This window comes from Marinobacter zhejiangensis, from assembly GCF_900114775.1.
Classification (GTDB): Bacteria; Pseudomonadota; Gammaproteobacteria; order Pseudomonadales; family Oleiphilaceae; genus Marinobacter; species Marinobacter zhejiangensis.
In genome coordinates this window covers 80,683-92,585 of the sequence record NZ_FOUE01000007.1, presented here as the reverse complement: position 1 = coordinate 92,585, position 11,903 = coordinate 80,683, and the positions used below count along the sequence as shown (strand labels likewise).

12 protein-coding genes and 1 tRNA gene are annotated in these 11,903 nt (G+C 58.5%); 9 read left to right on the top strand and 4 right to left on the bottom strand.

Going from position 1 to position 11,903, the window contains the following annotated elements:
* Positions 1–35: 35 nt before the first annotated feature.
* From BMZ67_RS17715 to BMZ67_RS17675, 9 genes are all read left to right on the top strand, one after another.
* Positions 36–122, top strand: a tRNA-Leu gene (locus tag BMZ67_RS17715).
* A gap of 264 nt (positions 123–386) precedes the next feature.
* Positions 387–1,754, top strand: coding sequence for a F0F1 ATP synthase subunit beta (gene atpD, locus BMZ67_RS17710; RefSeq protein WP_425434257.1), 1,368 nt, complete (start codon positions 387–389; stop codon positions 1,752–1,754).
* The gene (locus BMZ67_RS17705; protein WP_092026482.1) at positions 1,751–2,155 is read left to right on the top strand and encodes a F0F1 ATP synthase subunit delta/epsilon; all 405 of its coding nucleotides are present in this window, start codon (positions 1,751–1,753) and stop codon (positions 2,153–2,155) included. Before atpD ends, BMZ67_RS17705 begins: the two co-directional genes overlap by 4 nt.
* A gap of 14 nt (positions 2,156–2,169) precedes the next feature.
* Entirely contained in the window at positions 2,170–2,430 is a 261-nt protein-coding gene (locus BMZ67_RS17700) for an AtpZ/AtpI family protein (RefSeq protein ID WP_092026596.1), read from the top strand.
* 3 nt (positions 2,431–2,433) lie between these two features.
* A complete protein-coding gene (locus BMZ67_RS17695) occupies positions 2,434–3,120 on the top strand; it encodes a F0F1 ATP synthase subunit A (protein ID WP_092026478.1) in 687 nt (228 codons plus the stop codon).
* Between the two features lie 3 nt (positions 3,121–3,123).
* Positions 3,124–3,390 carry an ATP synthase subunit c family protein gene (locus BMZ67_RS17690; protein ID WP_092026475.1) on the top strand — a complete coding sequence of 89 codons (267 nt, stop codon included), beginning with the start codon at positions 3,124–3,126 and terminating at the stop codon, positions 3,388–3,390.
* Positions 3,391–3,438: 48 nt separating this feature from the next.
* Positions 3,439–4,188 (top strand): F0F1 ATP synthase subunit delta, encoded by a 750-nt coding sequence (locus BMZ67_RS17685; protein WP_092026471.1) that lies wholly within the window; start codon positions 3,439–3,441, stop codon positions 4,186–4,188.
* Entirely contained in the window at positions 4,175–5,683 is a 1,509-nt protein-coding gene (locus BMZ67_RS17680) for a F0F1 ATP synthase subunit alpha (protein WP_092026468.1), read from the top strand. The genes BMZ67_RS17685 and BMZ67_RS17680 overlap by 14 nt, the downstream gene beginning before the upstream one ends.
* Complete coding sequence (locus BMZ67_RS17675; RefSeq protein WP_092026465.1) at positions 5,680–6,516, top strand: F0F1 ATP synthase subunit gamma; 837 nt, start codon at positions 5,680–5,682, stop codon at positions 6,514–6,516. Before BMZ67_RS17680 ends, BMZ67_RS17675 begins: the two co-directional genes overlap by 4 nt.
* A 19-nt stretch (positions 6,517–6,535) precedes the next feature.
* Here BMZ67_RS17675 and BMZ67_RS17670 read toward each other — a convergent pair whose 3' ends face one another.
* The 4 genes from BMZ67_RS17670 to mpl form a co-directional block, all read right to left on the bottom strand.
* Positions 6,536–8,383: a hypothetical protein gene (locus BMZ67_RS17670; RefSeq protein WP_092026462.1), complete on the bottom strand. Its 1,848-nt coding sequence runs from the start codon at positions 8,381–8,383 to the stop codon at positions 6,536–6,538.
* A 153-nt stretch (positions 8,384–8,536) separates the two neighbouring features.
* Positions 8,537–9,676: an acyl-CoA dehydrogenase family protein gene (locus tag BMZ67_RS17665; protein WP_092026459.1), complete on the bottom strand. Its 1,140-nt coding sequence runs from the start codon at positions 9,674–9,676 to the stop codon at positions 8,537–8,539.
* Between the two features lie 107 nt (positions 9,677–9,783).
* The gene (locus BMZ67_RS17660; protein WP_092026456.1) at positions 9,784–10,437 is read right to left on the bottom strand and encodes a flavin prenyltransferase UbiX; all 654 of its coding nucleotides are present in this window, start codon (positions 10,435–10,437) and stop codon (positions 9,784–9,786) included.
* Between the two features lie 27 nt (positions 10,438–10,464).
* Positions 10,465–11,859 carry a UDP-N-acetylmuramate:L-alanyl-gamma-D-glutamyl-meso-diaminopimelate ligase gene (gene mpl / locus BMZ67_RS17655; protein WP_092026454.1) on the bottom strand — a complete coding sequence of 465 codons (1,395 nt, stop codon included), beginning with the start codon at positions 11,857–11,859 and terminating at the stop codon, positions 10,465–10,467.
* Between the last annotated feature and the right edge of the window lie 44 nt (positions 11,860–11,903).

Genomic DNA, 11,903 nt, shown 5'->3' with positions numbered 1-11,903 from the left:
CTGCTCGGACAAAACAGCAAATCTGCAAATCACCTGCCGAGGTGGTGAAATTGGTAGACACGCTAGCTTCAGGTGCTAGTGGGGGCAACCCCGTGGAGGTTCAAGTCCTCTCCTCGGCACCACTTTCTCCCAGAAAGTGGCTCTCCAAGATTTAAATATCCCCTTTTAAAACACCGTCTTTTCGAACCAGCCCTCTGCATTTTGATGAAGCAGACCGCCGGCTATTCTGCATTCCGCCAGCGCATGTCTGTAACCTCCGCTGCATTGCCACCTCTCGCCCCGACAAAATCTCCAGCCTGAACTAACCTTGAATAAGTTCACGGTTAAACAGACGAGCGCAAGCGGATATGTCCATTCCGGCGGCTACTGAACCAACTCTCTCCCCCGTGCCCATTGGCACCCTGACCGAGATTCATGGCCCGGTAGCCATCATAAGCTGTAATCGCTTGCCACCTCTGCATCAAGCCCTCTGCGCTTACCTCGATCACGAACGCTATCTGTTCGAAGTACACCAACACCTCGATGACCACCGGATTCGGGCAATCACCTTGCACCGCAGCTCCGGCCTGTCCCGAGGTATGACCATCTACGATACAGGAACCCCCCTGCAGGTTCCGGTGGCTCCCAACTGCCTCGGCCGGCTGCTAAACATCTTCGGAGAACCCCTAGACGGTGGCGCCCCCTTACTAGCCTCAGACTTCCGTTCAGTACACAACCCGCCATTGCCCCTATCGGAAGCCGTCGGTATCGGCGATGTCATCGAAACCGGCATTAAGGTGATCGACCTTCTTTGTCCGTTCGTAAAAGGCGGGAAGACCGGTTTGTTCGGGGGGGCCGGGGTTGGCAAGACCGTACTCATCATGGAGTTTATCCACGCCCTTTCCACCCTGCACCAGGGAGTATCGGTGTTTGCCGGTGTCGGGGAGCGCATCCGCGAGGGCCATGAGCTCTGGCACGAAATGCGCCAGGCCGGTGTCCTGCCACAAACCCTGATGGTGTTTGGTCAGATGGATGAATCGCCCGGCGTTCGTTTTCGAGTCGGACTCTCTGCCTTGACCTATGCAGAATATTTACGGGACACCCTACACAAGGAAGTCCTGTTCGTTATGGACAATATCTTCCGCTTCATCCAGGCCGGCAGCGAAGTGTCCAGCCTCTTGGGAAGGATGCCGGCAACGGTGGGCTATCAGCCAACGCTGACAACCGAGGTCGCCGAAATGCAAGACCGCATTCTGTCCACCGGACACGGCGCCATCACGTCTGTGCAGGCGGTTTACGTGCCCGCGGATGACATGACCGATCCGGCCGTCAACGCCATCCTTAACCACCTGGACACCTCTGTCATTCTTTCACGCGCACAAGCGGGCAAAGGCATCTATCCGGCCGTCGACCCCCTGCAATCAAGCAGCAAACTACTGGATCGCCATACCTTGGGCGCCCGCCACTACGAGATTGCAGAAGGTGTGCGAGAACATCTGTCGCGTTATCAGGAACTGGAAGACATCATCACCATGCTTGGGATGGAGGAGTTGTCAGACGCCGACCACAACACAGTGATCAGAGCCAGGAAACTTCAGCGCTACCTTACACAGCCGTTCTGGACCACCGCCTCCCATACCGGCATTACCGGCACGTCCGTGCCCTTGGCAGATACCCTGCGGGACTGTGAGTGCTTTCTTTCAGGCAAGTACGACCACCTTTCCGAGGAAGACTGTTACATGCGGGGATCCCTCGGAGGAGACGGAGTGGCATGAATACGTTCACGCTGCACCTTCTTGATGCCACCCACTCCGAGACGGTGCCAGGCATCACTTCGTTCGTGGCCGAAGACACCACAGGCAGCTTTGGCCTGCTGCCAGGACACGCGCGATTCATGACCTGCCTGACCATGGGGCTGGCACGTTTCCGCACCGAAGATCAACTCTGGCATTACCTTGCACTTCCCGGGGCCGTACTCTATTTCAACAATAATGAGCTGGTGCTGAGTACCCGGCATTATCTGCGTGACGATGACTATACCCGGGTCAACTCGGCACTGAAGGACCAGCTCCTGGCTGAAGAAAACGCCCTGCAAGCGATGAAGGAGAGCCTGCACCGGATGGAAGAGGAAACCCTGAAGCGGCTCTGGAGTCTGCGCCGCACCGACGGGGGCTGACAGCAGTGTCTGAGATGGATGATTTACGACGCCGGGTGGCCCAGCAGGCAGAGCGCATGAAGCGGGCGGAGCGGGACCGCCCTACGCTGATTGGGCAGACCATCTATCTGGGCACTCTGGGGTTGGTGTTCGTGCTACCGGTAGTGGGAGGGGCCTACCTGGGACACTGGCTCGACACGATGGCAGATGGCTACTCAGTACGCTGGACCATTGGGCTCATCCTCTCCGGCGTGTTTCTGGGTGGCCTGAATGTGTACCTTCTGATCAAGGATTAAGCCATGGAAGATCAAGGGACAAGCATCCCCCCGGTGTTTTCACTCGGGCTGGTCGAGGTCACCAACACCGTGATTGTGACCTGGGGCATTCTTGCCCTGACCGGCGTGTTTTGCTGGCTACTGTCAACGCGGTTGCGATTGACCCCTTCACCGCTTCAGGTCGCCATCGAAGGTGTCGTTCTGGCCATCGAAGACGCGGTTTCAGCAGTCGCACCACAGCACGCAAGAGAGATCATGCCCTTTATTGGCAGTCTCTGGATCTTTCTTGTCATCGCCAATCTGTGTGGGCTGATTCCCGGGGTACACTCCCCGACCCGGGATCTGTCAGCAACAACGGCCCTGGCGCTCCTGGTATTCCTATCAACCCACTGGTTCGGCATCCGCATTCAGGGGCTCAAAACCTACCTGCAGCATTATCTGTCCCCGAGCCCCATACTGCTCCCCTTCCACCTGATCAGTGAAATCACCCGAACCATCGCACTCGCGGTTCGCCTGTTCGGCAACATGATGAGTCTGGAGATGGCGGCACTGCTCGTACTCCTGGTTGCGGGCTTTCTGGCGCCAATTCCCATCCTCATGCTGCACATCGTGGAAGCCCTCGTTCAGGCCTACATCTTCGGCATGCTTGCCTTGATCTACGTGGCCGGCAGCATTCAGTCACATCAGCTTCGTTATCCGCCCAAGGAGTAACCTATGCCTGACTTGTCCACATTTACGCTGGTCTCTACCGTTGCCGCCATCCTTGGCATCGCACTGGGCGTTATGCTACCCGCCATTGCCATGGGTTGGGCGATCAGCCGCGCCCTTGACGCCCTGTCGCGGCAACCCGAAGCCGAGCGCGCAATCATGAGAACCCTGTTCATTGGGCTGGCCATGATCGAGTCCCTAGCCATCTATGTGCTGGTGATCGTCTTGATCATTCTGTTCCGAAATCCATTACTGGCGTACCTGCTGCAATAGTCGGCACGCCAGCTTCTGTCGGGCAATCGCAATGGAAGGGCTGTCACTGTGGAATTGAACTGGTCCACGTTCCTGCTTGAAGTGCTCAACTTTGTGATCCTGATATGGATCCTCAAGCGCTTTCTCTACAAGCCTGTCCTGGCCATCATCGACCGAAGACGGGAAAACATAGAACAGCAGCTCACCGAGGCACAAAACCAGCGCCAGGAAGCAAAGTCTCTGCAGAAACGCTATGAAACTCGTCTTGAGGACTGGGAGCAACAGCGACGCGTGCTGATGTCCAGGCTAAACCAGGATCTTGACGCAGAAAAAGCAAGGCAGCGGGAGCTGCTGGCTAACGAACTCCAGCAAGAGCGCCAGAAAGCTCAGCACACCATCGAGCAGCAACAATCCGAAGCAACCCGCGCGACCGAAATGCGGGCACTGCAACTCGGTGCCAGGTTCGCCACTCACCTGCTGGAAGCCGCGTCCGGCCCGGATCTCGAAACGCGGCTGTTGAAGCTCACCATCGAGTCACTTTCAAACCTCTCAGACCAGACCCGCCAACACATGACCAGCAGCTGGCACAGGTCGACGCCAGCGGCTGCGATTACCAGCGCCTACCCCATCGCCGATGACCTTCGACGAGAGTTGGAGCGGACCCTGCTTGATACTCTGCAGGTATCGGCGACCGTGAGCTATGACCTGGCCCCCGAACTGATCGCTGGTGTCAGGATCAGTATTGGCGCCTGGCAACTGAACGCCAATGTCCGCGACGAGCTGAGCGGATTTGCGGAGCTTTCCTATGGCGCAGAATAACAACACTGACCCGAATCGCCTTAACCAGCTGGCTCATTGGCTGGACAACTATCACCCGGCCCTGCGCATTTCCGAGCAGGGCCGGGTGTTGTCCGTCGGGGACGGAATTGCCTGGGTATCAGGGCTGCCGTCGGCAGCCATGGAGGACCTGATTGAGTTTGGTGATGGCAGCCAGGGGATGGTATTCGACCTCACCACCAATCGCATTGGCGCCGTGCTACTCAGGGAAACCAGTACTTTGACTGCGGGAACCCGCGCCCGCCTGAACGGCCGCCCACTTGGCATTCCCGTAGGCAACGGCCTCCTCGGTCGCATTATCGATCCCCTTGGCCGCCCCCTGGATGGCCAGCCAGCCCCCGCTCACTCCAGCTGGCAACGCCTCGAAACCGGGTCACCGCCCATCATCGCCAGGGACTTCATCAACAAGCCAATGTACACCGGGATCAAGATCATCGACACCTTGGTGCCCATAGGGCGAGGGCAACGCCAGCTGATCGTCGGGGACAACGGCCTTGGCCGCAGCGCCCTGGCACTGGACACGATCATCAACCAGCGAGAATCCGGGGTACATTGCGTTTATGTCCTAATCGGGCAAAAGCGATCCACCACGGTCGATACGATTGAGACACTTAAAGACTATGGCGCTCTTGAGCACACTACCGTTGTGGTTGCTGAGGCCAGCAACTTACCGGGGTTGCAGCACCTGGCCCCCTTTGCCGGATGTGCTGTGGCGGAGTACTGGATGCAGCGTGGTATCGACACTCTCGTTGTTTATGATGACCTGGCCACCCACGCGCAGACCTATCGGGAGCTGTCCCTGTTACTCCGCCGCCCACCGGGTCGCGAAGCCTATCCCGGCGATATTTTTTCGGTGCATGCCCGCCTGCTCGAGCGGGCAACCTGCCTTAACGCTGACCATGGCGGCGGCAGCATGACCGCACTACCCATTGTCGAAACCAAGCAGGGGGAAATAGCCGCCTTCATACCAACCAACCTGATTTCCATCACCGATGGTCAGATTTACCTCGACAGGAAGCTGTTTACTGGCGGGTTCCGCCCGGCCATCGACATCGCCCGTTCGGTTTCCCGGATTGGCGGCCATGCACAACACCCGCACATCAAGGACGAAGCTGGCCGAATGAAACTGGACTTTCTTCAGTTCCTGGAGCTGGAGGTCTTCACCCGGTTTGGCGCCCGCCTGGAGAGCAGGATGGAATCCGCCATTGCTCGTGGGCGGGTTCTGCGGGAGTTGTTAAAACAGGATCGGCTGTCCCCCCTACCCGCGACGTTCCACATGGCCTGGCTGGTTGCTTTCAACGATGGGCTTTTTGATAACGTCCCCGTCGAGCAGGTCCCGACCTTGATGACGCAGTTGTCAGGCCACGTCAGAGACACCGACCTGTCCCTCGACAGCCCACGGGCAGACTGGAGTCGCGCCACCATGCGCTGGCTCGCTCACGGGCACAGGGAGAACCTGGAGGGGGAACGGCAATGAGCCGTCGTAACGAGCTCGAACGGCACCGTCAAAATATGGGCGAAATCAGGAATATCATGAACTCCATGAAAACTCTCGCCTATATGGAAACCCGTAAACTAGCGAGGTTCCAGGAAAGCCAGCTGGCCGTCGTTAACAGCATAGAAGCAGTTGCAGCTGACTTTCTCAGCGCTTACCGCCACCCAATACCGGAGACAGGCAAACCGGCACCGGTTTATTTACTGATTGGCAGTGAACGGGGATTTTGTGGTGACTTCAATCAGTCGATCGCCAATCACTTGGCGTCCACGAACAGGGCGGACGCTGATCACCCGCCGGAGCTGCTGGTTGTTGGGCGAAAGCTCCATAGCCTGTATCAACACGCCCCCCAGAACCCCGGCTTTGTCGTCGGTGCCAGCGTGGCCGAAGAAATCCCCAGAGTCCTGGCTGCAATTACACAGTGGCTGGCAGCGCGCCAGCATGGCACCGGCCTGTCTCTTCACGGCATTTACCACAGCGCCGACGGCGTCACCGAGCGGCGTCTGCTGCCGGCCTTCAGCCAGCAACGGGAAGACCTGCCAGCCCCCCGACACCCACCAATACTGAACCTGCCCCCTCTCCTGTTCTTCGGCAAGCTGGTCGAGCATTACCTCTTCGCGCTGCTCCACGCCATGCTGTATTCCTCGCTACTGGCAGAAAACCACCGCCGCGCCAGCCATCTCGAACGTGCAGTAAAGCATCTCGACTCCGAAACCGAACGCCTACGGCAAACCTGCAGCTCGTTGCGCCAGGAAGAAATTATCGAAGAAATCGAAGTCATTATGCTCAGTGCCAGCAGTCTGGATCACACCTGACGATATCAGCCTGCCAGAGTTACTCCACCAGGCTTCCCGCCAGCACCGCCGATAGCCGTTCATAACGGGAACTGGCCCAGGCAAGCAGCCCCTGGCTCGGCTTGGTCGCATCCTTGGAGCCACAGACATTCAGGTTGCCCAACCCTGACAGGTAGGCCTCGGTTACCAGGTTAGGCTGCTCCGCCACCAGAATCTGGGGCTCGGTCTGGTAGAAATAACGCCACTCAAACCCCTGGTAGGAGCCAAACGACAGAGATGCTTCCAGTTCCGGGCTCAGGAACGCGTACCTCAACAGCCGATCCCATCCATTGCGTCGGTCAAAGTCGAGCTTGGTATTGGGTCCGAAATAGGTGGGCTGAGGGTCATACCCCGCAAACGTCATATCCACCCGATGAGAAATAACCCGGGTACTGGTCAAGTCTTCAGGGGCAATTGCTGCCGTACAGTCCTCGACCGTTCCGCCCAGCGACACCACTTCCAGATCACCCCCGGCATCGGCCAGCCGATAGCCAGTGTAAGCGTTGGTTTCATTGGCGTAATCCGGCGTCAGGGTCAGGGTTCCATCGGTAATGCTGGTCACCCGCCCTCCACTCATCGTCCAGTGATAGGTTACGGAAGGCTCCCCTCCCAATGCGGGAGACGGCACAACCCCCTCATGGCATGTAGTCGTGGTTTCAAACGTTGCCCGCTGATTGGCCCAGTCGAACACTACCCGCTCATCAAACCCCTCCTGCTCCCAGTAACCACGACCGGACTGAGACAGGGAAACGGACGGCAACCACTGCGCGCCAGTCTCAGCAATGTAGCCGTCCGCATTGGCCAGGCGCGCAATTTCCTGCAGTGACGGCGCCATGCAACCATCCACGTCCAGCGCCCTCAACTGACCATCGGCCGCGTAACGGAAATGGACCGTGGCCGATTCCTGTAAATCGGAGGAACGCGCCGGCAGATTACCATTTCGGCTGTGGCTGCGAAGAACCTGCTCTTCAAGAACCACCGGATTGGTCAGGTCCAGCACTTCGATGACCAGTGCCAGATCGTCAATATCAACGTTTTCATAGCGCCCGAAAGGGGCCGCTTCGTCCACCAGTGCCACAATATCGGCGGCATTACGGGCCAGCGAAACCGCCAGCAGTTCATAGCCCTCCGGCGTCAGCACCCGTTCGGTGCCATCGCCATTGCGCAGCACCTCGCTAGCGTCTGCCGGGAACTGGGCCGCCATGTAACGGACAAATGCCCGGGCGTAGGCATGCAAACGGTTATCCCCGGACGCCAGATAGTCCCGCAACAGGTTCACGTCACGAAAAGCGGTCTCTAGCACTTCTGATTCGCCAAACTGCACCGTCAGCCCGGCGATGATTCGGGCTCGCAACAGTGTCGTCAGCGGGGTCACAGTGCGAACACCCGCCGGAGCGGTCAGCGTGTACGCCTGCTCGACAATAACCTCACCCATTGGAGTTTCATCCACCGTCTGCCCGGGCAAGGTCATCACCATCAGAGAATAGTCCCGCGGGTCCAGATCCGCGGACACCAGTGGACTCTGGTCCAGCTCCTCAATATTCAGTGTGAACTGGCCATTGGCTCCCGTCAGCGCGGTTGGCTCACCATTTTCCAGCGTCACGGGCTCCCCGTCAGGTCCGGTGACCGTCATCGGGCCGGGGGTATACTGGTAATCGCCATCAATATCGAGCCACACCCGGGCATTGCGCAGGTAGTCGTCGATCACCACGCCGCTGTAGGTACCCGGCTGGCCATAGGCCACACCATCAAGGTCCCGACCGTCTTCGGGCAGTTGGTCAGATTCCTGACCACACCCGGCCAGGGCGAGAGTCGCAAGCGTCAGGGAAAGAGGGAGCAGACGTGTCATCACGGCAACCGTTATCCTTATTAGTGGTTGTCTCGACACTCTATTGGAACTTGCCGGCAGGAACCTTGATAGGCTTGGCAAATTGTAAAGATGAGTAACCGGGCGCCCGCTGCTGGGCGCTCCGGCTTGTCAGTTCAGGCCGTTCGGGCCATATCAGAAAGAACGGGCGACAATTTCCTTCATGATCTCATTGGTGCCCGCGTAGATCCGCTGAACCCGAGAGTCGGCCCACGCTCTGGCGATGGGGTATTCCCACATATAGCCGTAGCCGCCATGCAACTGGACACATTCGTCCATCACCTTGCACTGCAGATCGGTGGTCCATTGTTTCAGCATGGCCGCGGTGGGAATATCCAGCTTCTTATCCAGGTGCAGCTCCAGACAGCGATCGACAAACACCCGTGCGGCGGTAATCTCAGCCTTCATTTCCGCCATTTTGAAGCGGGTATTCTGGAAAGCGATGACCGGCTTACCAAACGCCTTACGTTCCTTAACGTAGTCCAGAGTCCACTGCCAGGCGGCCTCGGCAGCCGCTACCGCAGTGATACCGACTTGCAAACGCTCTGCCGGCAGCTCTTGCATCAACTGGAAGAACCCCTGACCTTCACGCCCACCCAGCAAGTGGGTTTCCGGGATTTTCACGTCCTGGAAGAACAGTTCTGAGGTGTCCTGTGCCTTCATCCCGACTTTATTGAGGTTTTGGCCCTTTTCGAACCCTTCCCACGCGGCTTCAACCAGGAACAGGCTCGTCCCTTTCGCCCCCTCTTTCGGGTCGGTCTTCGCAACCACAACCACCAGATCAGCCAGCTGACCATTGGTGATAAAGGTTTTGGACCCATTCAGGACATAATGGTCACCCTTTTTGATGGCGTTGGATTTAACACCCTGCAGGTCCGACCCGGCACCCGGCTCAGTCATGGCGATGGCACTTACCATCTCACCACTGGCCAGCTTGGGCAGGTAGTACTGCTTTTGCTCTTCCGAGCCATAGTGGAGGATATAGGGAGCCACAATATCTGAGTGGAGGCCCCAGCCAATACCGGAAAGACCCGCCCTGGCCAGCTCCTCCATGATCACCGCGCTGTAACGGAAATCGGCGCCAACTCCACCATATTCCTCAGGCATGGTCGGACACAGGAAGCCCAACTCTCCGGCCTTGGTCCAAAGCTCGCGACTGACCTGCCCATCCTTTTCCCACTGCTCGTGGTAGGGCGCAGCTTCCTGCTCAAGAAACTTGCGAACGGAATCCCGGAAACCGTCCAGGTCTGCATCGAAGAGAGTACGTGGAATCATGTTGAACCCCTGTGAATGGTTGTCTTTATGGTTATTCACAGAGTCTGGTGTCGGATGGGTGTTTGCTCAATGGTGAAAACCATCAATCCGGGTGACCAAAACCGCCGTCAGTTAGCTGGCTTCTGTTTCTGGAGAACGCGAGCCTCGCCCCAACGGGGCATGAGTTCCTGCCCGACACCCAGATGGTCCAGCAGACGGGCAACAATGAAGTCGATGAGATCTTCTACCGACTGGGGTTGGTGGTAGAAACCAGGACTGGCGGGAATGATCGTGGCCCCCATACGGGTAAGCCGAAGCATGTTTTCAAGGTGGATTTCCGAGTACGGCGCTTCCCGGGGCACCAGAATCAGAGGGCGACGCTCCTTGAGAGCAACGTCCCCGGCCCGCTCGATGAGGTTGTTACTCGCACCGGTCGCCAGCGCCGACAGAGTTCCGGTGCTACAGGGGCAAACCACCAGGGGGGCCGCCTCACCTGACCCCGATGCCGGTGGCGCAAACCAGTCCTCACGACCAAATACCAGTAACTGGCCGGCCTCGGCCTGGTATCGTTCCGTCAGATAGGCTTGCATAGCCTGGGGGCTGCCAGGCAGCTTCAGCTCGGTTTCTGTGGCGATCACAACCTGGGCGGCCCGGCTCACCATCAGGTGAACCTGGCACCCCGCGGCCAGCAGGCACTGCAACAAGCGCAGTCCATACTGGGCGCCGGAGGCGCCGGTAAACGCCAGGTTGATAGTCTTGCGCGGTGCCGGATCAGCAGCCATGGGTCAAATCCTTGCGTTGCGTACCGGTCAGTGGGCAAGCCGATGCTGGAGCGCCGCCACCAGTTTCGGGTGAATACCGCCAAAACCGCCGTTACTCATGATCACAATATGGCAAGGCTGGGTAAGCTCTTCCAGCGTGCGGGCGATCAGGTCGTCCACAGAATTCTCCACGCTATGAGTCTCATTGTCGCCGCTGTCCGCGCGGTGCTTGCTCACCAGGGTCTCGAGCCAGTCCAATCGATTAAGGTTAGCCCACAATACCCGGTCTGCGGCCCCGGCACTGGGCAACAGGGCCTGCTGGTGGACCCCTTGCTGCATGGTATTGGAGCGAGGCTCGATCAGCGCCAGAATCGGCTCATCGCCAACCTGGTGACGCAGCCCTTCAAGGGTGGTCGCAATCGCTGTCGGGTGATGGGCGAAGTCGTCATAGACCCGCACACCGTCAATGTCCGCCAACAACTCCATCCGTCGTTTGACGCCGGAGAACCGGTTGAGCGCAGCGATGGCGTGGTCTGGCGTTACTCCCACGTGGCGGGCAGCTGCTATGGCGGCAAGGGCGTTACGCACATTGTGCAGGCCGGTCTGGCTCCACTTGACGGTCGCCACCGGCTGCTCATGGTGAACCACCACAAATTGGCTGCCATCATCAGAAAGCAGCTCAGCACGCCAGTCAGCCGTGTCGCTTTCGCTACCCACGGCGGTTGTCTGAACACCGCTCCAGCACCCCATCGCCAGCGCCTTGTCGAGGTGCTCATCCAGCGTAGGTCGTACCAACAAGCCCTGGGAGGGAACCGTCCGCACCAGATGATGGAACTGCCGCTCGATGGCTTCGACGTTGTCGAAGATGTCCGCGTGGTCAAACTCAAGGTTGTTCAGGATGAGGGTTCGGGGGCGGTAATGGACAAACTTGGAGCGCTTATCAAAGAAGGCGCTGTCGTACTCGTCGGCCTCGATAACAAAGAAGTCACTGCTGCCAAGGCGCGCAGAAACCGGAAAATCTTTGGGCACACCGCCAACCAGGTAACCGGGGTCAAATCCGGCCTGCTCCAGAATCCACAGTAACATGGAGGTGGTGGTGGTCTTGCCATGGGTGCCGGCCACCGCCAGTACCCAACGTTTGCTCAGCACTTCCCGGGCCAGCCACTCCGGGCCAGACATGTAATCGATGTTGCGGTTCAGCACCGCTTCCACTTCCGGGTTGCCACGGGACATGGCGTTGCCGATCAGCACCAGATCCGGCGCCGGCTCCAGATGGGCTGGGTCATACCCTTCCATCAGGCTGATCCCCTGAGCTTCCAGCTGGGTACTCATGGGCGGGTACACCCCCTGGTCAGAACCGGTGACGGTGTGCCCCAGCTCTCTGGCCAATACTGCCAGGCTCCCCATGAATGTGCCGCAGATACCCAAAATGTGAATATGCATGTCAAATCAGCCCTGATGTATAAACCGTGCCAAGCCTCCCGTAT

Coding starts and splice junctions, on each gene's coding strand:
- mpl (WP_092026454.1), bottom strand. CDS start 11,859: ATGCATATTCACATTTTGGGTATCTGCGGCACATTCATGGGGAGCCTG.
- BMZ67_RS17700 (WP_092026596.1), top strand. CDS start 2,170: ATGGATGATTTACGACGCCGGGTGGCCCAGCAGGCAGAGCGCATGAAG.
- BMZ67_RS17675 (WP_092026465.1), top strand. CDS start 5,680: ATGAGCCGTCGTAACGAGCTCGAACGGCACCGTCAAAATATGGGCGAA.
- BMZ67_RS17695 (WP_092026478.1), top strand. CDS start 2,434: ATGGAAGATCAAGGGACAAGCATCCCCCCGGTGTTTTCACTCGGGCTG.
- BMZ67_RS17665 (WP_092026459.1), bottom strand. CDS start 9,676: ATGATTCCACGTACTCTCTTCGATGCAGACCTGGACGGTTTCCGGGAT.
- BMZ67_RS17705 (WP_092026482.1), top strand. CDS start 1,751: ATGAATACGTTCACGCTGCACCTTCTTGATGCCACCCACTCCGAGACG.
- BMZ67_RS17660 (WP_092026456.1), bottom strand. CDS start 10,437: ATGGCTGCTGATCCGGCACCGCGCAAGACTATCAACCTGGCGTTTACC.
- BMZ67_RS17690 (WP_092026475.1), top strand. CDS start 3,124: ATGCCTGACTTGTCCACATTTACGCTGGTCTCTACCGTTGCCGCCATC.
- BMZ67_RS17680 (WP_092026468.1), top strand. CDS start 4,175: ATGGCGCAGAATAACAACACTGACCCGAATCGCCTTAACCAGCTGGCT.
- BMZ67_RS17670 (WP_092026462.1), bottom strand. CDS start 8,383: ATGACACGTCTGCTCCCTCTTTCCCTGACGCTTGCGACTCTCGCCCTG.